This is a genomic window from Kribbella jejuensis, from assembly GCF_006715085.1.
Taxonomy (GTDB): Bacteria; Actinomycetota; Actinomycetes; order Propionibacteriales; family Kribbellaceae; genus Kribbella; species Kribbella jejuensis.
The window spans coordinates 597,710-618,045 of the sequence record NZ_VFMM01000002.1; the positions used below are offsets into that span (position 1 = coordinate 597,710).

At 71.0% G+C, this 20,336-nt stretch carries 16 protein-coding genes; 11 read left to right on the forward strand and 5 right to left on the reverse strand.

Annotated elements, in window-relative coordinates:
- The first annotated feature begins 4 nt into the window (after positions 1 to 4).
- The 3 genes from FB475_RS22830 to FB475_RS22840 all read left to right on the forward strand — a co-directional run bounded on the left by FB475_RS22830 (position 5) and on the right by FB475_RS22840 (position 4,860).
- Positions 5 to 256, forward strand: a complete 252-nt coding sequence (locus tag FB475_RS22830; RefSeq protein ID WP_012919241.1) for a WhiB family transcriptional regulator — start codon at positions 5 to 7, stop codon at positions 254 to 256.
- 207 nt (positions 257 to 463) lie between these two features.
- A complete protein-coding gene (locus FB475_RS22835; protein ID WP_141858610.1) occupies positions 464 to 3,379 on the forward strand; it encodes a glycosyltransferase family 2 protein in 2,916 nt (971 codons plus the stop codon).
- Positions 3,376 to 4,860: a DUF5719 family protein gene (locus FB475_RS22840; RefSeq protein ID WP_141858611.1), complete on the forward strand. Its 1,485-nt coding sequence runs from the start codon at positions 3,376 to 3,378 to the stop codon at positions 4,858 to 4,860. The genes FB475_RS22835 and FB475_RS22840 overlap by 4 nt, the downstream gene beginning before the upstream one ends.
- A gap of 8 nt (positions 4,861 to 4,868) precedes the next feature.
- Here FB475_RS22840 and FB475_RS22845 read toward each other — a convergent pair whose 3' ends face one another.
- Positions 4,869 to 5,255 (reverse strand): DUF3499 domain-containing protein, encoded by a 387-nt coding sequence (locus FB475_RS22845; protein ID WP_141858612.1) that lies wholly within the window; start codon positions 5,253 to 5,255, stop codon positions 4,869 to 4,871.
- Between the two features lie 31 nt (positions 5,256 to 5,286).
- Between FB475_RS22845 and FB475_RS22850 the strand changes: the two genes are divergently transcribed.
- Entirely contained in the window at positions 5,287 to 5,733 is a 447-nt protein-coding gene (locus tag FB475_RS22850) for a metallopeptidase family protein (protein WP_141858613.1), read from the forward strand.
- Between the two features lie 61 nt (positions 5,734 to 5,794).
- Here FB475_RS22850 and FB475_RS22855 read toward each other — a convergent pair whose 3' ends face one another.
- The 3 genes from FB475_RS22855 to FB475_RS22865 all read right to left on the reverse strand — a co-directional run bounded on the left by FB475_RS22855 (position 5,795) and on the right by FB475_RS22865 (position 10,349).
- A complete protein-coding gene (locus tag FB475_RS22855; protein WP_141858614.1) occupies positions 5,795 to 6,688 on the reverse strand; it encodes an SDR family oxidoreductase in 894 nt (297 codons plus the stop codon).
- Between the two features lie 34 nt (positions 6,689 to 6,722).
- Positions 6,723 to 7,472 carry an SDR family oxidoreductase gene (locus FB475_RS22860; RefSeq protein WP_141858615.1) on the reverse strand — a complete coding sequence of 250 codons (750 nt, stop codon included), beginning with the start codon at positions 7,470 to 7,472 and terminating at the stop codon, positions 6,723 to 6,725.
- Between the two features lie 135 nt (positions 7,473 to 7,607).
- Positions 7,608 to 10,349 (reverse strand): helix-turn-helix transcriptional regulator, encoded by a 2,742-nt coding sequence (locus FB475_RS22865; protein ID WP_141858616.1) that lies wholly within the window; start codon positions 10,347 to 10,349, stop codon positions 7,608 to 7,610.
- Between the two features lie 88 nt (positions 10,350 to 10,437).
- On the opposite strand from FB475_RS22865, the gene FB475_RS22870 reads away from it, so the two are divergent.
- On the forward strand, positions 10,438 to 11,727 hold the full coding sequence (locus FB475_RS22870; protein ID WP_141858617.1) for an NAD(P)/FAD-dependent oxidoreductase: 1,290 nt from the start codon (positions 10,438 to 10,440) through the stop codon (positions 11,725 to 11,727).
- On the opposite strand, the gene FB475_RS22875 is transcribed toward FB475_RS22870, so the two are convergent.
- Complete coding sequence (locus tag FB475_RS22875) at positions 11,691 to 14,444, reverse strand: ATP-binding protein (protein ID WP_141858618.1); 2,754 nt, start codon at positions 14,442 to 14,444, stop codon at positions 11,691 to 11,693. The genes FB475_RS22870 and FB475_RS22875 overlap by 37 nt on opposite strands.
- Before the next feature lie 213 nt (positions 14,445 to 14,657).
- On the opposite strand from FB475_RS22875, the gene FB475_RS22880 reads away from it, so the two are divergent.
- Genes FB475_RS22880 through manA form a run of 6 tightly spaced genes read left to right on the forward strand, consistent with a single transcriptional unit; the run spans position 14,658 to position 20,330 of the window.
- The gene (locus tag FB475_RS22880; RefSeq protein ID WP_238332352.1) at positions 14,658 to 15,752 is read left to right on the forward strand and encodes a Gfo/Idh/MocA family protein; all 1,095 of its coding nucleotides are present in this window, start codon (positions 14,658 to 14,660) and stop codon (positions 15,750 to 15,752) included.
- Positions 15,745 to 16,488, forward strand: a complete 744-nt coding sequence (locus tag FB475_RS22885; RefSeq protein WP_141858619.1) for a ThuA domain-containing protein — start codon at positions 15,745 to 15,747, stop codon at positions 16,486 to 16,488. Before FB475_RS22880 ends, FB475_RS22885 begins: the two co-directional genes overlap by 8 nt.
- A 37-nt stretch (positions 16,489 to 16,525) precedes the next feature.
- Positions 16,526 to 17,905, forward strand: coding sequence for a phosphomannomutase/phosphoglucomutase (locus tag FB475_RS22890; protein ID WP_141858620.1), 1,380 nt, complete (start codon positions 16,526 to 16,528; stop codon positions 17,903 to 17,905).
- The gene (locus tag FB475_RS22895) at positions 17,906 to 18,109 is read left to right on the forward strand and encodes a Trm112 family protein (RefSeq protein WP_141858621.1); all 204 of its coding nucleotides are present in this window, start codon (positions 17,906 to 17,908) and stop codon (positions 18,107 to 18,109) included.
- Entirely contained in the window at positions 18,109 to 19,185 is a 1,077-nt protein-coding gene (locus FB475_RS22900; RefSeq protein WP_141858622.1) for an SIS domain-containing protein, read from the forward strand. The genes FB475_RS22895 and FB475_RS22900 overlap by 1 nt, the downstream gene beginning before the upstream one ends.
- Entirely contained in the window at positions 19,179 to 20,330 is a 1,152-nt protein-coding gene (gene manA, locus FB475_RS22905; protein WP_141858623.1) for a mannose-6-phosphate isomerase, class I, read from the forward strand. Before FB475_RS22900 ends, manA begins: the two co-directional genes overlap by 7 nt.
- The last annotated feature ends 6 nt before the right edge of the window (positions 20,331 to 20,336 follow it).

Here is a 20,336-nt window from a genome sequence, read left to right on the forward strand (position 1 = left end):
CCTGATGGCGATTGTCGACGGTGAGGCGATCGAGGAGGAGCCGAACTGGCAGGAACGGGCGCTGTGCGCCCAGACCGATCCAGAGGCTTTCTTCCCGGAGAAGGGCGGTTCCACCCGCGAGGCCAAGAAGGTGTGCCTCGGCTGCGACGTCCGGGGCGAATGCCTCGAGTACGCGCTGCAGAACGACGAACGCTTCGGTATCTGGGGCGGTCTGTCGGAGCGGGAGCGCCGCAAGCTGAAGAAGAGGGCCGTCTGACAGCCGGCTGAGAGCAGCAGACAACAACACAAGCAACAGCAGAGACTTCCGCGAGGCCCCGGACGATCGTCGTCCGGGGCCCGCGGCTTTTCCACGCAGCTGTTGACGCGGCTTTCCCGACGCTCCGATGTCGGCTGTATGGTGAGTCCTCGCCGGGACCTGCGGTCGCGGTGACCGTCCGCAAGCATCGAGGTGTCACAGCTCCGCATGGAACAAGAAGCCCCGGCAGGCTGGGAATTCTTCGACTCCGTCGATTTCCCGACCGATCACACCGGCGACCACATGCGTCGTCCGCGGGTCCGCCATGTCGTCACCGCGGTGGTGGTCGGGCATGAGGGTGCGGCCTGGCTGCCGCGCCTGTCGGAGTCCTTGTGGGCGCTGAACCCACGTCCGGACCGGCTGATCGCGGTCGACACCGGATCCACCGACGAGACCGCCGAACTGCTCGCCGCGATGCCGGGTGTGGAGCCCGTCGTCGCAGCCTCCGCACGCACCGGCTTCGGGACGGCGGTCGCCCGCGGCCTGGAAACCCACGGTTTCGCGCCGATTCCGAGCGCCGTCGGTCCGTACGGTGACGACGGCCACATGCCCGTGGTGGAGTGGCTGTGGCTGCTGCACGACGACTGCGCGCCGGCGCCGAAGGCACTGGAGAAATTGTTGCTCCAGGCCACTATTTCTCCGCAGACCGGGGTGTGGGGGCCGAAGCTGCGGCTCTGGCCGCGGGACCGCGAGCTGCTCGAGGTCGGTGTCACCACGTCGCTCGGCGGCCGCCGCGACACCGGCATCGAGAACGGCGAGCTCGACCAGGGCCAGCACGACCAGCCGCGGAACGTGCTCGCGGTCAGCTCGGCCGGCATGCTCGTTCGCCGCGACGTGTGGGAGTCGTTGCACGGCTTCGATCCGCGGCTGCCGATGTTCCGCGACGACATCGACTTCGGCTGGCGGGCCAGCCGGGCCGGCTTCCAGGTCGGGGTCGCGCCGGACGCGGTCGTCTACCACGCGCAGGCCGCGGCCACCGGTGAGCGGGCGCTGGCCGGCACCCGGCGGCACGCGTACCAACTCGACCGCGCCCATGCGTACTACACCGTTCTCGCGAACGCCCCCGGCAAGCTGCTTCCGCTGCTGATCCTGCGGTTCCTGTTCGGCACGGTCCTGCGCTCGATCTGGTTCGTCGTCGGCAAGACACCGTCCGGTGCGGTCGACGAGTGGACCGCCTTGCTCGGCACGCTGCTGGCCGGCGGCTGGACCACTGCGCGGAAGAACCGCCGCAATCTCGACCAGGTTCCGTACGACGACATCAAGGGCCTGTTCTCCCGATCGGTGCACGCACTGCGGCACAACCTCGAGGAGACCACCAGCACGATCTCGGAGCGGATCCGGGAAGCCTGGGCCGACGAGCCCGAGGAACAGGTCGTCACCACGGCACGCCGGGCCAAGTCCACGGCGCGCGTCGCGGTGGATCAGCCGCGGTGGCGGCGGCAACTGATCCGGCGGCCGTTCCTGGTCGCGTGGGTGGTGCTCGCGCTCGGTGCGTTGGTCGCGGCGCGTGACCTGATCGGTGGCGGTGCGCTGCGCTCGCACCTGCTCTTGCCTGCCCAGGAGAACATCGCGGCGCTGTGGCATGCCGCGGCGTCCGCTCCGCCCGGGGTCACCCCGCCCGCCTGGCTGGGGCAGATGTGGGCGTTCTCGACGGTGATGTTCGGTCCGGGCGGCGCGACGAACATCCTGCTGCTCGGTGCGGTTCCGCTCGCCGGCCTGGCAGCCTGGGCGTTGCTGCGCGCGTTCGTGGTCGATCGGGTGGCGCGCGCTTGGGGCGCTTCGGCGTACGGGCTGGCCGTCTTCACGAACGGTGCGATCTCGCAAGGGCGGCTCGGGACGTGTGTGGCGGCGATCGTGCTGCCGCTGCTCGGTGCCGCCATCCACACCGTCGCCCGGCGGCGGCGAGTGGTCGTCCAGGGCAGTTGGCGGGCCGCGTGGTTCGCCGGGATCTGCCTGGCAGTGCTGTTCGCGTTCACGCCGGCGCTCGGGTTGCTGATCGCGGTCATCCTGGTCTTCGGCGCGGTGCTCGGCCTCGGCTGGCGGCGCCAGGGGCGGCAGTTGGTGTTCTCGGTCGTGCTCGGCCTGCTGCTCGTGCTGCCGTGGACGATCGACCTGATCAAGCACCCCTCGAAGCTGGGCCAGGAGGCGGGCGGTCCGCCGACCGCCGCGATCGGTCCGGGCGACAGCCTGCCGCATCTGTTGACCGGTACGCCGCTCGGTGCGCCGACGCCGTGGTGGTTCGCCGTACCGCTGATCCTGGTGGCGCTGGTCGCGCTGCTGCGCGAGTCGCGGCAGCGCTACGAACTGCTCGGCTGGTTCGCCGCGCTGGCCGGTCTGGCCGGGACGCTGGTCGCGAGCCGGCTCGGTGGCGGCGCCGGTCCGTTGATGTTCCTGATGACGGCCGGCTGGATCATCTCGGTCACGGTCGCCTGGGATTCGGTCGGGAAGTCGCGGGAGATCCTCGTCCAGGGTGTGCTCGGGATCGCGCTGGTGACGACGATCGTCACCGCGGGGTTCTGGCTCGTCCGCGGGACCGACGGCCCGTTGTGGCGCGGCCCGGCCCAGGACCTCCCGGCGTACCTGGTGGCCTCGCAGGATCCGCCGGACAACCAGTCGATCCTGGTCGTGCGCAAGGCACCGGGCGGCCAGATGCGGTTCTCGCTGGTCAAGGACGGCGGGCCGCGGATGGGTTCGCTCGAGGCGGCGCCGACGCCGGCCCAGACCAAGCCGATCACCGACGTCCTGGCCACGCTCGGCGGTGGCGGCAGCGGTGAGGAAGGGCGCCAGTTGGCCGGTCTCGCGATCGACTACGTGTACCTGCCCGGCCCGGTGGACCCGACACTGCAGTCGACACTCGACTCGCTGCCCGGCCTCACCCGGGCCAGCGCGAACGACGGCGACGCGTCCTGGCTCGTGGACCGCTCGAAGATCACCGGCACGACGCCGATCGTGGACCAGACGCATTCGGTCTGGCGCGTCCTCGGGCTGATCGGCTGGATCATCGCGCTGATCTTCTGCCTGCCGACGGTCCGCCGTACCGTCGCCGTACCGCAAGGAACCCACGCGAGGAGGGATCCGCGGTGAGCCGGTTGCTGTCCGATCCGCGACTCCGGATCGGCGCCGTCGTCGCGGCCATGGCCGTGCTGGCCGGGCTCGGGATCGTCACCCATCCGGGCAAGGCGGACACCCGGGTCGAGGCGGCCACCACGGAGCCGTCCCGGGTGATCGTGAACCGGACGGCGCTTGCCTGTCCGGTGCTGTCCGCGGGCGGCAAGATGACCAGCGTCGTGAACGCGGTCTCCCCGACCCTGCCGGACGGTACGCCGACCTCCGCGGGCGCGGCCCAACCGCTGTCGATCGCGCCGCTGCCGGCCACCTCCAACCCGGTCGGCTCGTTGCTGAAGCGCGGCACCATCGGCTCGAGCCCCGTGTCGTCCAAGCCCGTCCCACTGTCGATCCAGGGCACCGGTCCGCTGGCCGCGGGCACCGTCGGCACGAGTACGACGACCGCGCCCGACGGCGAGGTCAACCGCGGGATGGCGAGCGTGCCGTGCCAGCTGCCCGGATCGGACTTCTGGTTCGTCGGGGCATCCGGTGCGAGCGACCGGCGCGACGTGTTGGTGCTGACCAACCTGGACAGCATCAACGCCGAGGTCAACGTCAGTGTGTACTCGCGGGCCGGTGCCGCGGACCTGCCCGCCGCACGCGGCATCGTCGTTCCGGCGCACGGCACGTCCGAGTTGTTCCTCCGGCAGGTCGCGCCGGACCTGCGCGACATCGCGCTGCACGTCGAGTCGACCGGCGGCCGGGTCGCGGCCGCGGTCCGGTCGAACGCGTCGAGCGCCGGTAAACCGCTCGGTGTCGACTGGCTGAACCAGTCGGCCGACCCGGCCACGATGTCGTTCGTCCCGGCGGTCGCGCCGGGCAACGGGCAGCGGATCCTGTCGATCGCCAACCCGACCGACCTGCAGGCGACCGTCAGCCTGACGATCAACGGACCGAACGGGCCGTTCAAGCCGGCCGGTCTGGAGACCGTGATGGTCGATGCCGGCGCGGTGAAGACGGTCGCGCTCGACAAGGTGCTGAACGGCGACGCGAGCGGGATCACGCTCACCTCGGACCAGCCGGTGACCGCGGCGCTGCGGGCCACCGACGCGAGCCGGACCGAGTTCTCCTCGATCGGATCCGCCGACGCGCTGGCCGGCCCGGCGTACCTCGTGCTGCCCGCCCATCGGCAGCCGGTCGTGCTGCAGGTGACCGCTCCGGGCAAGACCGCGAGCGTGAAGTTCGAGCTGCGCGACGCGGTCGGGCGGGCGCTCGTGACGCGCGCGCTGGACATCGTGAACGGCGCGACCACGCCGATCTCGTTCCCCGCGCAGCCGCGACCGACGTACCTGATGGTTCAGCAGACCCGCGGGACGGTGGTCGCGGGCGTCACGCTGATGCCGGCGCCGAAGCCGTCGAAGGACGACGTACCACAGGTGGCCGCGTGGCCGCTGTCGACGTCACTGGTGTTCCGCGCCCAGCTCGGCGCCCAGCCCGACGTGAGCGCGGCCCTCCGCTAGGGCGTGCCCTAACCCTCGCTGGTGTTGGCGCCGGGGTCCTGCAGCATTCGCAGGTGACGGCGGCGGGCGACCTCGACCGGCGCGCCCGGCGTGCCGGCGCGCGGTTCGCCGCGCGGTGGGAGCGGGCGGGCTGCTTCGCGGACCGCGTTCGCCAGCGCCTCGAGGTCGTCCGACGACGGGCCGGCCGCGGCCGGGTCCGGAGCGAGCCGGATGACCTCCCACCCGTTCGGCGCGGTGAGGCGGTCGGCGTGGTCGGCGCACAGGTCGTAGCAGTGCGGCTCGGCGTACGTCGCCAGCGGACCGAGCACACAGGTCGAGTCGGCGTACACGTAGGTGAGCGTTGAGACGGCAGGCTTCTGACATCCGGCGCGCGAACAGATCCTGGCGATGCTCACGGACAGACGTTACCCCCACTAGGCTGAGCGTGTGACCGAGGCTCGCCGTCATCGCAGGCACATCGACCGCCACGGCCGCGGCCTGCTCGGCCCGATCAGCCGGCCGAGCAAGTTCGCGCCGCGGGGTCTGCCGCTGCAGCGATCGCTCGCGGCCTCGTTCGACGAGGTGGTCGCGATCGAGGTGACCCGGCTGGAGAAGCGGCTGCCGCAGGTGGTCGCGCGGGTCGAGTTCGCGATCGAGGACGTCCCGAACCTGGACCTCGACGCCACCGAGATCCCGCTCACCCACGCCACCGGCGGCACGTCGCACGAGCCCTACCGGATCGTCGTGTTCCGCCGCCCGATCGAGCTCCGCGCCGAACGGTCCGGCAGCAGCCTGTCCTGGCTGGTCCGCTCGGCCCTCGTCCTGGAACTGGCGGACGTCCTGGCCCTCTCCCCGGAACAGATCGACCCCGACTTCGACACCGGCGAGGACTGATCGCCTCGCGTCAGGTGCCGGACCGGTGGGGAGGGGAACCGGTCCGGCGGTGGGGGGACGGTCAGGACAGGTGCGGACCGAGGAGGTCGGTCAGCTCGATGCGTTCGTAGAAGCCGGCCCGGAGGCGGTCGCCGAGGTTGTCGGCTTCTTCGGCGCCGTCGTTGACCGGGTCGATGTGGACGCGGAACGGCCGGCTGCCTTTGGGCAGGTCGACGACGCGGGCGATCTGCCGGGCCACCTCCGTGGGGTCCGCGGTGCTCGGCGCGAGCTTGGCGAGCCGGGTACCGACCTGGTCGATCAGGCCCGCGTACAAGGTCTCGTACGCGGCCACCGTCTCGCTGTCGGCGGGGTGGCCCGCGTGCGCGAAGTGGTTCGTGCCGGTGGTGAACGACCCCGGTACGACGATCGTCGTGTCCACACCGAACCGGGCCAGCTCGGCCGCGTAGCTGACCGCGAGCGAGTCCTCGGCGGCTTTCGCGGCGAAGTACGGCGCGAGGTACGGCGGCGTACCGCCCCGGGTGCTGGAGGACCCGACCCAGACCAGCAGACCGTCCCGGCGCGCCCGCATGTGCGGCAGGATCGCGCGGTTCACCCGCTGCGTCGACAGCACGTTGACGTCGTACACCGCCACCAGTTCCTCAGGCGTGAACGCTTCCGCCGGCCCGAGGACCATGTGGCCGGCGTTGTGTACGACCACGTCCAGCTCGGCGACCTCGTCGAGCACCCGGCGTACCGCGGCGTCGACCGAGTCCTGCGAACTGACGTCCATCTCCAGCGCCCGGACGTCCACGCCGTTGGATCGCGCGTACTCCTCGAGCTCGGCCACCGCGGCGGCGTTGCGGTCGGTGGTGTGCCGCATCCCGGCGTACACCCGATGCCCGGCGTCGGCGAGCGCCCGCGCGGCCATGGCGCCGAAACCGCTGGAGGCACCGGTGACGATGATGTTCTTGGACATGCTCGTTCCTCCCTGGATGACCCCTCGGCGAGACTTAGATGACGCCGCCGTTGACGTAGATGATCTGGCCGTTCACCCAGCGCGCCGGGCCGGCGAGGAACGACACGGCTTCCGCGATGTCCGGCGGTCCGCCGAGGCGCTGGAGCGGAGCCAGGTTCGCCAGCCTGTCGATGGTCGCCTGGTCCTTGCCGTCCAGGAACAGGTCGGTCGCGGTCGGTCCGGGCGCGACGGCGTTCACGGTGATGTCCCGGCCGCGCAACTCCCTGGCCAGGATCAGTGTCATCGCGTCGACCGCGCCCTTGGTGGCCGCGTAGCCGGTGTAGCTCTCGAAGCCCAGCTTGACCACCGACGACGAGAAGTTGATGATCGCGCCGCCGGGCCGGACCCGACGGGCCGCCTGCTGGTTCACCACGAACGTGCCCCGGATGTTGATCCGGTGCATCCGGTCCAGGTCGGCCAGCTCGAACGTCGCCAACGGCGACAGCAGCATGATTCCGGCCGTGTGCACGACGACGTCGACGCCTCCGTAGAGCCGCTCGGTGGCGTCGAACAGGTCCGCGACCTGCGTCTCGTCCGCCACGTCGGCACCGAACGTGCTGGCGGTGCCGCCTTCGTCGACGATCAGCTTGGCGACCTGATCGGCGGTGTCCGGGTTGCCGGCGTACGCCACCAGGACGCTCATACCGTCCGCGGCGAGCCGCCGGGAAACTTCACGGCCGATGCCGCCGGATCCACCGGTGACGATCGCGACGCGGGCATCCGCACTGGTTCCGGGAGTGGCCATCTCGAGATCCTCCGATCAGGGGTACGCCGTCCTTCGCGGCACTTCGGATGGCCTCACTCTCGCGCCACACCGGCAGGCATTGCCCCCGTCACCCCCGGGGTTCGACCCCCGGGGCTCTGCTGTCCCGGGGAATGGTCAGCCGGTCCGGACCACCCGATCGAGCTCGTACCGGGAGGTGATGCCGAGCTTCGCGAAGACGTTGCCGAGGTGGTACTCGACCGTGCGCGGGCTCAGGAACAACCGGGTGCCGATCTCCGGGTTCGACAATCCCTCCCGGGCCAGCCGCGCGACCTGCGACTCACGGGCCGTCAACGCGGCGGCGGTGGCAGCCGTCCGTTTGCGGGCCTTCTCGCCGGTGGCCAGCAGTTCGTGGTGGGCGCGTTCAGCGAAGGCACCGAGGCCCATCGCGGTGAACTCGTCGTGGGCGGCCCGCAACTGTTCGCGCGCTTCGAGCCGCCGGCCCCGCCGCCGCAGCCATTCGCCGTACAGCAATGTGGCGCGGGCCGATTCGGTTCGCATCCGGGTACGCCGCAGCCGGTCGACGGCCTCCTGGTACAGCGCCTCGGCCTCGTCACCGTTGGTCAGCAACGCCTGGCACCGCGCTTGCAGTCCGCGGGCCCACTCGGTTCGGCTCGCCTGGGTCATGGTGGTGATCCACGCGAGGACCTCTGCGGCGAGGTCGTGGCTCCCGCTGCGGACGGCCGCTTCGACCAGCTCTGCCGCCGCCCAGTTGGCCACCCCGGGATAGCGGAGCTCGGGGTACTCCTGGTGACGCAGGGCGTCCTCGGACGAGGCGGCTGCCTCGGCGTAGTTGCCGAGTCCGTTGTGCGCCACCGCGTTGGTCCAGTGCGCCACGGCGATTCCGATACCCTCGCCGCGGCGGGTCACGTCGGGAACGGTGTCCTCGATCAGAGCCTGCACCTCGCTCTGCTGACCGGAGTACGCCGCCAGCGCCATCGCGGCGTACGGCGCGAGGTTGCTGCCGGTTGCCTCGGTGATGGTCGTGCCCTCGTCGATCAGCAAGGTGGCCGCGGCCAGGTCGCCGGCGAACAACAGCATGTAGGCGCGCGTGCTGAGTGCCAGTGGCAGCTCACTGAGCGCACCTCCTTGGCGGGACAGCTCGACGTACCGCGCGGACAGCGCGTGCCAGGCCTGGTCGTCCCACAGATGCAAGGCGGCCTCGGTGGCCAGCCACGACCAGCGCAACTCCTCCTGCGGTGACATGTCGCTGCCGAATGTGTCCAGCGCCTGCCGCAGGAGCGGTGCGCCGGCGGCGTACCCGTCGACGAAGTTGGCCGCGAGGCCGTCCAGCAGAAGGTCAGGCGCACGCGGACTGTCCGGTTGTGGCGCCGTACTGGCGGCGTGGGACACGTCGAGCGTGCCACCGCCCGGACGCGCCAAGTCCCCGACGAACATGGCAGCCGTCAGGCCGTCCAGGTACGTCGCCCGGCACAGCTCGACGTTGATCGGCTCCAGCCGCTGCGCTGCCTTCAACAGCAGCGGCGGTGCGTCGCGGCCGCGGCTCGTGACGAACGCCAGTTGCGCTCGAAGGAGGTCCACCCGCGCTTGCTCCAACTCCTTCAGCGGACCGGCCTCGGCCATGGCCAGCAGGTCCGTGGCAGCGTCGAACGCACCGGACTGGAGCTTCGCCTGCGCCGCGTCAAGTGCCCGGGCCGCGCGCTGCTGCGGATCCGGCGTGAGTACTGCGGCCCGCTCGAGGAACGCGGCAGCGGCAGCGAGGCCGCCACGTGCCTGCGCGCGCCCGGCCGAACGCTCGAGCTCCCGGGCTACGTCCTCGTCGGGGGCGTCCGCGGCGTGCGCGAGATGCCAGGCCCGGCGATCGGCGTCGGTGTCCGGATCGGTGACGTCCGCGAGCGCGCGGTGCGTCTCGGAGCGCTGTTGCGGTGTGGCCTCGCGGTAGATCGCCGAGCGCACCAAGGGGTGCCGGAACGTGATCCGGTCCGAGATCTCCAGCAGTCCCGCGAACTGTGCCCGGTCCGTGGTTTCCACGGTGATGCCGAGTCGCTGCGCCGCCCGGCGGACCAGCGCCAGATCGCCCACGGGTTCGACGGCCGCGACGAGCAGCAACCGCCGTTCGTCGGCCGACAGGGGTCCGAGCCGGCGGCGGAAGCTGTCCTCGATCCGGCCGGCCAGACTCCGCGCGTCGAGCAGCCCGAATCCGCCGGCCAGCTCGGTGTAGCTGAGCTCGCGCGGCAACTCCAGGAGGGCGAGTGGGTTTCCGCGGGTTTCGGCCACGATGCGGTCGCGGACGCGTTCGTCGAGTGCTCCTGGGATCGCGGCGGCCAGAACCTCCCGGGCGCCGTCCGGCGACAGTCCGCGCAGTACGAGTCTCGGCAGGCCGGCGTACGACCGGTCGTTGACCGGATCACGCACGGCGAACACGATGCCGACCGACTCGGCGACCAGCCGCCGGCTCACGAAGGCCAGCGTCTCCGCGGTGATCCGGTCGAGCCATTGGGCGTCGTCGACGACGCACAGCAACGGACGCTCTGCCGCGGCCGCCGCGAGCAGGCTGAGCACGGCCAGACCGACCAGGAAGCGGTCCGGGACCGAGCCGGTCCGCAGCCCGAAAGCGGTCGCCAACGCGTCCTGCTGCGGCGCCGGAACGCTGTGCAGATGGGGGAGCAGCGGTGCGCAGAGCTGGTGCAGGCCGGCGAAGGCGAGTTCGGCCTCCGCCTGCACGCCGGCCGCGCGCACGATCCGGCAGCCCGATGCCTCGCCGACCAGGTACTCGAGCAGCGCCGACTTGCCGATCCCGGCCTCGCCGGAGATCACCAGCGACTCGCTGACTCCGTGGCGCAGGTTCGCCAGCAGGTTGTCCAGCTGCTCGCACTCGCTGCGCCGGTCAACCAACATGTAGCGAAACTAACGCCGATCCCGGCCCCGTGCCCACACCCCGTGCCTCCCGGATCCGATCCCTGGGCTTGCGGGCGACGCTAGTTCGATGAGCGTTCCTCGTGTGGTGATCGTGGGTGCCGGATTCGCCGGGTACAACGCGGCCCGGGGGCTGCGCAAGTACGCCCCCGACGCCGAGATCGTGATGATCAACCCGACGGACTACTTCCTCTACCTCCCGTTGCTGCCGGAGGTCGCTGCCGGGCTGCTGGAGCCCCGCCGGATCTCGGTGTCGCTGCCGGACCGGCTGCGCGGCGTGACCCTGGTGCTCGGCACCGTCACCCACATCGATCTCGAAGACCACAAGGTCGAGTGGCTGGATCCGGAGGGCCGGCCCGGCGGCATCGAGTTCGACCGGCTGGTCCTCGCGGCGGGCAGTGTGAACAAGCTGCTGCCGATCCCGGGCGTCGCGGAGTACGCGTACGGCTTCCGCAGCATCGCCGAGGCGCTGTTCCTGCGCGACCACATCACCCGCCAACTGGAGCTGGCCGCCACCACCGCCGACCGGGACGAGCGGGACGCGCGCTGTACGTTCGTGGTTGTCGGGGCCGGCTACACCGGGACCGAGGTCGCTGCCCAGGGCCAGTTGTTCACCGAGCGCGTGGCTCGGCAGCTGCCCGCCTTGCGCAACCAGCCGATGCGCTGGCTGCTCGCCGACCTGGCCGACCGGCTGCTGCCAGGTCTGCATCCACGGATGTCGGCGACGGCGGATCGGGTACTACGCCGGCGCGGCGTCGAGATTCGCGTCGGGCAGTCTGTGCAGTACGCCGGCGTCGACAGCCTGCGACGGACCACCGGCGAGGAGATCGCGACCCGGTCGCTGATCTGGTGTGTCGGGGTACGGCCCGACCCGTTGGTCGAGGGGCTGGAGCTGCCCACCGATCACGGCCGGCTCCAGGTCCACGAGACCCTTGTGGTCCGCGGCCGGGCGCATGTCTTCGCCTGCGGGGACTGCGCGGCGGTGCCCGATGTCACCCGGCCCGGTTCGATCACCGGTATGACGGCTCAGCACGCGCAGCGGCAGGGCAGACTCGTGGCCCGCAACGTCGCCGCCTCGCTCCGCGGGGACGACCTCGAGCCGTACAAGCACCATGATCTCGGCTTCCTGGTCGATCTCGGCGGCTGGGCGGCCGCGGCGAACCCGCTGAACGTGCCGATGTCCGGTCCGGCCGCCAAGGCGGTCACCCGCGGGTACCACCTGTACTCGCTGCCGGGTAACCGGACCCGTACCGGGCTGGACTGGGCCGTCAATGCGGTGCTGCCGCCTCGTGCGGTTCAGTTCGGCTTGGTCGGCAGGCTGAATCAGGCGACGTCACCGGGCACCCGGTTCAGCTCGTGACGCGAGCTGATCCCGAGCTTCGCGAACGCGTTGCCGAGGTGGTACTCGACCGTCCGCGGGCTGAGGAACAGCCGGCTCGCGATCTCGGGGTTCGACAGTCCGTCCCGAGCCAGCCGGGCGATCTGGCTCTCCCGCGCGGTCAGCCGGCCGGTGCCGGCCACCGCGTGATCGCGGGTCTTCTCGCCGGTCGCGGCCAGCTCCCGCCTGGCCCGCTCGGCGAATCCCTCGGCGCCCATCAGCACGAACATCTCGTGCGCCGTGCGCAGCTGTTCGCGCGCGTCGAGCCGGCGTCCCCGGCGGCGCAACCACTCGCCGTAGACCAGCGTCGCCCGGGCGAGTTCCGCGCGGACCTTGGTACGGCGCAATCTCGCGATCGCCTCGCGGTACTGCGGTTCCGGGTCGTCGTCGTGACCGAGCAGCGCGCGGGACCGGGCCTGCAGTCCGAGGGCCCAGTCGGTCCCACTGGCGCTCGTCAGCTCCGACAACTGGGCGAAGGCGTCGGCCGCGATGCCGGGACGACCGAGGTAGGCGGCTGCCTCGATCAGCTCGACCAGACCCCAGTTCGGCGCCGCGAGTTCCAGCACGCACTCGCTCGCTCGCCGCGCCTCGACGAGCGCGCGTTCGAAGTCACCCGAACTGTTGGCGAGCAGCGCCGCCGCGGATTGCGCGACCGTCAGGCCGATGCCCTCACCTCGCTCGGCCGCGTCGGCGGTCACCGTCGCGAGCAGTTGGCGGGCGTGCTGCCGACGACCTTGCCAGGCCGCCAGCCGCAAGGCGCCGTACGGTACGAGGCTGCTCGCGATCGTCTCGGCAACCACAGCGGCTTCACCACAATGCGCCACGGCCGATCGGTAGTGACCGGTGAACAGTTCGAAGGCGATGCGGGTGTTCAGCGCGAGGATCAACTGGCTGAGCGCGCCGGCCTCGCGGGCGAACTGGACATGGCGGCCGGACAGGATGTCCCAGCTCTCGTCGTCCCACAGGTCGGCGGCGATGGCTTCGGCGAGCCACAACCATCGCAGACCCTCCTCAGCGGTGAGGTCACTACCGCAGAAAGCGCGCAGCATCTCCTTCGCGGCGGGAGCGGCAGCGCGGTACCCGTCGGTGAAGAGCGTGGCGAGGGCATCCAACAACAGGTCGCCCTTGGCCGGGGCATGCTCGCGAGGCATTCGCCGTGCTGCCTGGGCCACGTCGGCGGGCGTGACACCGCCGCGAGCGGCAAGGCGTCCGGCGAACGTGGTGGCGGACAACGCGTCCAGATAGGTGTCGCGGGCGAGCTTGCTGTCGAGTCTCTCCAGCCGGTGGGCCGCCGCGAGCAACAGTGGGGGAGCCTCGTGGCCGTGACTCGTGGCGAACGCGGCCTCCGCCCGCAGCAGGTCGAGCTGGGCCCGTTGGAGTTCGTCGAGCGGACCGGCCTCGGCGATCGCGAGCAGTTCGAGTGTCTGGTTCGGTACGCCGGTCTGGAGCAACACAGTGGCGGCGGCGATGGCCCGTCGTACCTGCTCGGCGCGGTCCGGTGTCAGCCGGGTCGCACGTTCGAGGAACGCCGCAGCCGCGGCCAGCCCGCCGCGCGAGCGCGCCCGGCCGGCGGAGCGCTCCAGCTCGGCCGCGACCGCTTCGTCGGGTCCCTCGGCGGCGTGCGCGAGATGCCAGGCGCGCCGATCAGGGTCGCTGACCGGATCAGTTGCGTCCGCCAGCGACCGGTGAGCCTCGCGCAGGTCCGCCGGCGACGCTGCCCGGCGGATGGCCGAACGTGCCAGCGGATGGCGGAACGTCACCTGCCGTCCCCACTCGAGCAGTCCGGTGAAGCCAGGCAGTTGGTGTACGCCGGGGGTGATGCCGAGGGTGAGCGCGGCGCGGTAGATGAGGGCCGGGTCCCCGGTCGGCTCGACGGCCGCGATCAGCAGCAGCCGGCGGGTGTCGCGTGGCAGGTCCGTCAGCCGGCGTTGGAAAGTGTCCTCGATCCGGTCGGCCAGGTCGTGGTCGTCCGGGAGCCGGAATCCGCCGGCCAGCTCGGTGTAGGTCAGTCCGCGGGGGAGCTCGAGCAAGGCCAGCGGGTTGCCGTGCAGCTCGGCCAGGATGCGGTCTCGTACCCGCTCGTCGAGCGGACCCGGGATGGCCGCGGCCAGCAGCTCGCGCGCCTCCGCGGCGGGCAGACCCTTCACCTCTAGCTGTGGCAGCCCGGCGAAGGCAGTCCCAGCCGGATCCCGGATGGCCACGACGAGCGCGACCGATTCCGCGACCAGCCGCCGGGCGACGAACGCCAGGGTCTCGGCGGAGATCTGGTCGACCCACTGCGCGTCGTCGACCACGCAGACGAGCGGGTCCCCGTCGGCGCCGGCTGCCATCAGGCTCAGCACTGCCAGCCCGACGAGGAACCTGTCCGGCGCGGGTCCGGCGGACAGTCCGAAGGCGGTGCGGAGGGCGTCGCGCTGTGGCTCGGGTAGCTGGTCGATGTGGTCCAGCAGCGGAGCACAGAGCTGATGCAGACCGGCGAACGCCAGCTCGGCCTCGGCCTGGACGCCGGCGACCCGGACCACGTGACACCCCTCGGCCTGGCTGACCAGGTAGTCCAGCAGCGCCGACTTGCCGATCCCTGCTTCGCCGGAGAGCACCAGAGTCGGGCTGTCACCACGCCGTACGGCGTCGAGCAGCCTCCTGAGCTGCCGGCACTCGGCCTGCCTGCCCCGGAGTCCGACGGTCGATTCGCTGGCCATTCCGGCCCCCCGTTCATGCCCGCCTGAACGACGCACAACGACTCCCAGTCTTGTCGAGCCAAAGTCCGCTCGGCAATCACCTGAACGTCCGGGGCGACCTGGCGGACACGCGCACCGAGACCGTTCTGTTAGGACCGGTGGGTTGACCGGTGTTGAAACCTGTTCCGTAGTGTGGGAAGCGGTTGTGTCCTTCGTTGTCATCGGGAGAGGATCGTGAGTGTGAACGATCAAAAACTGCGGGTCGGGGTCGTTGGACTGGGTTTCGCCGGGCGTACCGCGCTGGAGGCGTTCTCCGAGCTGCCGGACGTCGAGGTGATCGCGCTGGCCGGCCTGGAGAAGGACACGCTGACCAGCTTGGGCGAGAAGCACGGCGTACCGCATCTGTACGAGAAGTGGGAGGACCTGCTCGAGACCCCCGGTCTGGACGCGGTCAGCGTCGGTACGCCGACGCAGCTGCACGCCCCGATCGCGCTGGCGGCGCTGAACAAGGGCCTGCACGTCCTGTCCGAGAAGCCGCTGGCCCGCACGGTCGCCGAAGGCACCGCGATGGTCGAGGCCTCGAAGAAGGCCGGCCGGGTGCTGAAGGTGGTCTTCAACCACCGCGAGCGTGGTGACGTCGCGGCGCTGAAGCACCAGATCGACGAGGGCAAGCTCGGCCGGATCTACTACGCGAAAGCGCACTGGATGCGCCGCAACGGCATCCCCGGGATGGGCGGCTGGTTCACCAACCGGGAGCTGTCCGGCGGTGGCCCGCTGATCGACCTCGGCGTCCACATCCTCGACATGGCGCTGCACCTGATGGGCGAGCCCGAGATCAGCACGGTGTCCGCGGACACGTTCGCGGAGCTCGGCCCGCGCGGCCGGGGCAGCGCGAGTACGCCGGACCGCCCGACCGTCGACACGCTCGGGTCGAAGTTCGAGGTCGAGGACCTGGCGACGGCGTACCTGCGGCTGAAGGGCGGCGGCGCGCTGCAGCTGGAGACCAGCTGGGCCACGTTCCGCGCGCCCGGCGACAACTTCGGCATCGAGCTGTTCGGCACCGAGGGCGGCGCGAAGATCGAGGTACAGAACTACACCACCACCGACACGCTGCGGATCTTCACCGACGTGGCCGGCGTACCGGCCGAGGTGAAGCCGGCCACCGGCGCGGGCCTCGGGCACCGTGCGGTCGTGCGGGAGTTCGTCCGGATCGTGCAGAGCGGTGAGTGGGAAGGCCAGAACGGGTCCGAGGCGCTGCTGCGGACCGAGATCATCGACGCCTGCTACGCCTCGGCGAAGGCGGGACGAGAGGTTGTACTCCATGACTGATCCCATCCGCGTCACCGTCTGGGGCGAGAACGTCCACGAGGGCCGTGACGAGACCGTCCGCAAGGTCTACCCGGACACCATGCACGGCACCATCGCGGCCGCACTGCGCGACCGGCTGGGCAGCGAGGTGGTCGTCCGGACCGCCACGTTGCAGGACCCGGAGCACGGACTCACCGAGGAGGTGCTCGCGGACACCGACGTACTCACCTGGTGGGGGCACGCCGCCCACGGCGACGTCGACGACGCGATCGTCGACCGGGTCCAGCAGCACGTACTGTCCGGGATGGGCCTGATCGCGCTGCACTCGGCGCACTTCTCGAAGATCTTCATCAAGCTGATGGGGACCACGTGCTCGCTCGACTGGCGGGCCGAGAACGACCGGGAGCTGATCTGGACGGTCGCGGCCGGGCACCCGATCGCGCAGGGCATCCCGCACCCGCTGGTGATCGAGCGCGAGGAGATGTACGGCGAGCTGTTCGACATCCCGCAGCCGGACGAGCTGGTCTTCGTCAGCTCGTTCTCCGGCGGCGAGGTGTTCCGCTCGGGCTGCTGCTACCGCCGCGGCCAGGGCCGGGTCTTCTACTTCCGCCCCGGCGACCAGGAGTACCCGACGTACCACCAGCCGGAGGTCCAGCAGATCATCGCCAACGCGGCGAAGTGGGCCGCACCGGTGGTCCCGCGGCAGCTCCCGACCGTCCACCACCGTGGCACACCCAACTGGTTCGAGAAGGCCTGAGCTGCACGCTGGTCGGTGGGCCGGATAGGGTCCCTGCATGGCTGATGTTGCGGGGATCTTCAAGGCGTACGACGTTCGCGGGATCGTGCCGGACCAGCTCGACGAGTCGGTGGCCCGGGCGACCGGGGCGGCCATGGTCGAGGTCCTGGACGTGCTCGCCGGCCCGGGCGCGGTCGTGGTCGGCTACGACATGCGGCCCTCCAGCCCGGCCCTCGCGGCGGCCTTCGCCGAGGGCGTGACGAGCACCGGCGCCGACGTGATCGACATCGGCCTGGCGTCCACCGACCAGCTGTACTTCGCGTCCGGGCGGCTCGACCTGCCCGGCGCGATGTTCACCGCGAGCCACAACCCGGCGCGGTACAACGGCATCAAGCTGTGCCGCGCCGGCGCCGCCCCGGTCGGTAGCGACTCCGGTCTGCGGGACATCGCGGATCTGGTCGCGAAGGCGCTGACCGAGCCCGCGTCGACCGGCGCGGCGACCGGGCACGTCACCCACAAGGACCTGCTCACCGCGTACGCCGACCACCTGCACGACCTGGTCGACCTGAGCGGCATCCGCCCGCTGACCGTGGTCGTCGACGCCGGCAACGGCATGGGCGGCCACACCGTGCCGGCCGTGTTCGCCGACGGGCCTGTGACGATCGTGCCGCTGTACTTCGAGCTCGACGGCAACTTCCCGAACCACGAGGCGAACCCGCTCGACCCGAAGAACCTGGTCGACCTGCAGGCCAAGGTCCGTGAGGTGGGTGCCGACCTCGGCCTGGCCTTCGACGGCGACGCCGATCGCTGCTTCGTGGTGGACGAGAAGGGCGACCCGATCTCGCCGAGCGCGATCACCGGCGCGGTCGCGGTCCGCGAGCTGGCCAAGCATCCGGGGGCGACCATCCTGCACAACCTGATCACCTCCAAGGCGGTCCCGGAGCTGATCACCGAGCACGGCGGTGTCCCGGTCCGGACCCGGGTCGGGCACTCCAACATCAAGCAGAAGATGGCCGAGACCGACGCGGTGTTCGGCGGCGAGCACTCCGCGCACTACTACTTCCGCGACTTCTGGCGCGCCGACACCGGCATGCTCGCGGCGCTGCACGTGCTCGCCGCGTTGGGCGAGCAGGACCGCCCGGCCAGCGAGCTGTTCGCGGAGTACGAGCGGTACGTCGCGTCCGGCGAGATCAACAACACGGTCGCGGACGCGGCGGCGACGGTCGCGGCGATCGAGGACACCTATTCTGGCGTCGAGGGCGTGACCGTCGACCGTCTGGACGGGTTGACCGTGTCGGCGGGACAGTGGTGGTTCAACGTCCGTGCGTCGAACACGGAGCCGTTGCTGCGGCTGAACGTCGAGGCCGCGGACCGGGCCGGCATGGAACGCGTCCGCGACGAAGTACTGGCCCTGATCACTGGTTCGAGGGAGAACTGAATGGCAGTCAATCTGGACCCGGACCTGCTGAGCATCCTGGTCTGCCCGAAGTGCCGCTCGGAGTTCCGGGTGGACGACGAGGCCGACGAGCTGATCTGCACCAACGCCGGCTGCGCGCTGGCGTACCCGGTCCGCGACGACATCCCGGTGCTGCTGATCGACGAGGCCCGGGACACCCGCGAACCGGCGGCCACGGAGAGTTGATGAGTACTTTCGACGACACCAGGCTGGACGATCCGGCGGCGCTCGAGGCGGCGGACGGGCTGTTGCGCCGGCTGGCGATGGCCGGTGCCCGGATCCGGGCCGAGCTGGAAGCGTCCGCGGACGTCCTGTCCACATTGGAGTCCGACGGCTTCCGGCCGCGGGCTGTGGTCGCGGCCGGCCGGGACGCGCGGCTCGTCCGGGCGGTTCTGGAGCCGGTCTGCCCGGTGCCGTTCCTCGCCTGGCCCGGTCCGGGGCTGCCCGGCTGGGCCGGCCCGCTGGATCTGGTCATCGTCCTCGGCGGTGCCGCCGAGGACACCGATGCGGTATCGGCCGCGGGCGAAGCGGTACGCCGTGGTTGCGGGTTGATGGTCGCGGCGCCGGAGGACTCGCCGGTGGCGATCGCCTCGGCAGGTCTGCGGCATGCGATCCGGCTGCCGTCGCAGTCGGACGACCAGCTGGCTGCCGCCGTCGCCGTACTGCAGGCCCTGCACCAGATGGAGCTCGGTCCCGAGGTCGACCACAAGGCTGTCGCGGCGTTGCTGGACGACGTGGCGATCGAGTGCTCGCCCAACAACGACGTGTCGTCGAATCCGGCGAAGGAGCTCGCGCTCGTGCTGGCCGACGCGTTGCCTTTGGTCTGGGGTGGCTCCGTACTGGCTGCGCGGGCCGCTCGGCGCGTGGTCGAGGCGTTGCGGCTGGCCAGTGGCCGGCCGGCGCTGGCCGCTGACGCCGGTCACTTGCTGCCGGTGCTCAACCAGCCTCCGCGGGACCTGTTCGCGGACCCCTTCGACACACCGGCGGAGCTGAGGCCGGCGCTGATCATCCTGGACGACGGGATCGAAGAGGTCGGCGTCGCCGAGCACCGCCGCAAGCTCGAGTCGAAGGCGGAGGCGCACGACGTCCGCGTGCACACGATCACGCAGGCGAACGGCACGGACGTCGCGCGGTACGCCGCGCTCACCCAGCAGGGCCGGTACGCGGCGGCGTACCTCGGGATCGGCCTCGGCCGGCACGGCATGCCGACCGTCGACGATCCGTTCGAGCCGCGGAATCCCTCGGAGGACCCGGCGTGGTAGTCCCGCTGCAGAACACGATCCGCGACTACGCGTGGGGCTCGCCGACCGCGCTGCCGAAGCTGCTCGGCGTCGAGCCGACCGGCAAGCCCCAGGCGGAGCTGTGGATGGGTGCGCACGAGTCCGCGCCGTCGGTGCTGCCCTCCGGCGACAGCCTGTACGACGCGGTGTCGGCCGATCCGGCGGCGGTGCTGGGGGAGGAGACGGCTGAGCGGTTCGACGGCCGGTTCCCGTTCCTGGCGAAGCTGCTCGCGGCCGCGCAGCCGTTGTCGATCCAGGCGCATCCCTCGCGGGAGCAGGCGATCGACGGCTACCAGCGGGACGAGGCGGCCGGTATCCCGCGGGACGCCGCGGACCGGAACTACAAGGACGCCTGGCCGAAGCCGGAGATCCTGATCGCGCTCGAGCCGTTCGACGCCCTGGTCGGATTCCGGCCGCTCGACCGGACCGTCGCGTTGCTGGATGCACTGCAACCTGAAGGATTCGCGGAACTGACCGACCTGCTGCGCAACGGCAAGCTGCGCGAGGCGTTCACCGATTTCATGAGCCGCGACCGGGACGCGATCCGTCCGCTCGTGGCCGCGCTCGGCGCGGCCGTCGCGCAGGGTGCTGACGGTTTCGCGCTCGAGTGCGAGACGCTCGCGAAGTTGTGCGCGGACTTCCCGGACGATCCCGGCGTCCTCGCGGCGCTGCTGCTGAACCGCGTGCGGTTGCAGCGGTTCGAGGCGGTGTACCTGCCGGCCGGCAACGTGCACGCATACCTGAACGGGCTCGGGTTCGAGGTGATGGCGAACTCCGACAACGTCCTGCGCGGCGGCCTGACGCCCAAGCACATCGACGTACCGGAACTGGTCTCGGTGGTGGACTTCGAGCCGCTGGCCGACCCGGTGCTGACGGCGACGCCGGACGGCGTGTACGACACCGGGTGCGAGTACTTCGCCATCCACCGGGTCGATCTGACCGACGGCGAGCGCACGGTCGACGGCGTCGGGCCGCGGATCGTCTGCTGCGTCGACGGCACGGTCGATGCCGTCGGCAAAGAGTCTGCCGTGAAGTTGTCCGCGGGTCAGTCCGCGTTCCTCTCCGGACCCGAAGGACCCTGTACCCTGCGTGGTTCCGGCACGGCCTTCGTCGTGTCCGCATCCTGACTGCAC

Bases quoted from the DNA above. Each gene is read 5' to 3' on its own strand.
- FB475_RS22830 (WP_012919241.1), top strand. From the start codon at position 5: ATGGCGATTGTCGACGGTGAGGCGATCGAGGAGGAGCCGAACTGGCAG.
- FB475_RS22835 (WP_141858610.1), top strand. From the start codon at position 464: ATGGAACAAGAAGCCCCGGCAGGCTGGGAATTCTTCGACTCCGTCGAT.
- FB475_RS22855 (WP_141858614.1), bottom strand. From the start codon at position 6,688: ATGTCCAAGAACATCATCGTCACCGGTGCCTCCAGCGGTTTCGGCGCC.
- FB475_RS22860 (WP_141858615.1), bottom strand. From the start codon at position 7,472: ATGGCCACTCCCGGAACCAGTGCGGATGCCCGCGTCGCGATCGTCACC.
- FB475_RS22865 (WP_141858616.1), bottom strand. From the start codon at position 10,349: ATGTTGGTTGACCGGCGCAGCGAGTGCGAGCAGCTGGACAACCTGCTG.
- FB475_RS22870 (WP_141858617.1), top strand. From the start codon at position 10,438: ATGAGCGTTCCTCGTGTGGTGATCGTGGGTGCCGGATTCGCCGGGTAC.
- FB475_RS22875 (WP_141858618.1), bottom strand. From the start codon at position 14,444: ATGGCCAGCGAATCGACCGTCGGACTCCGGGGCAGGCAGGCCGAGTGC.
- FB475_RS22885 (WP_141858619.1), top strand. From the start codon at position 15,745: ATGACTGATCCCATCCGCGTCACCGTCTGGGGCGAGAACGTCCACGAG.
- FB475_RS22890 (WP_141858620.1), top strand. From the start codon at position 16,526: ATGGCTGATGTTGCGGGGATCTTCAAGGCGTACGACGTTCGCGGGATC.
- FB475_RS22895 (WP_141858621.1), top strand. From the start codon at position 17,906: ATGGCAGTCAATCTGGACCCGGACCTGCTGAGCATCCTGGTCTGCCCG.
- FB475_RS22900 (WP_141858622.1), top strand. From the start codon at position 18,109: ATGAGTACTTTCGACGACACCAGGCTGGACGATCCGGCGGCGCTCGAG.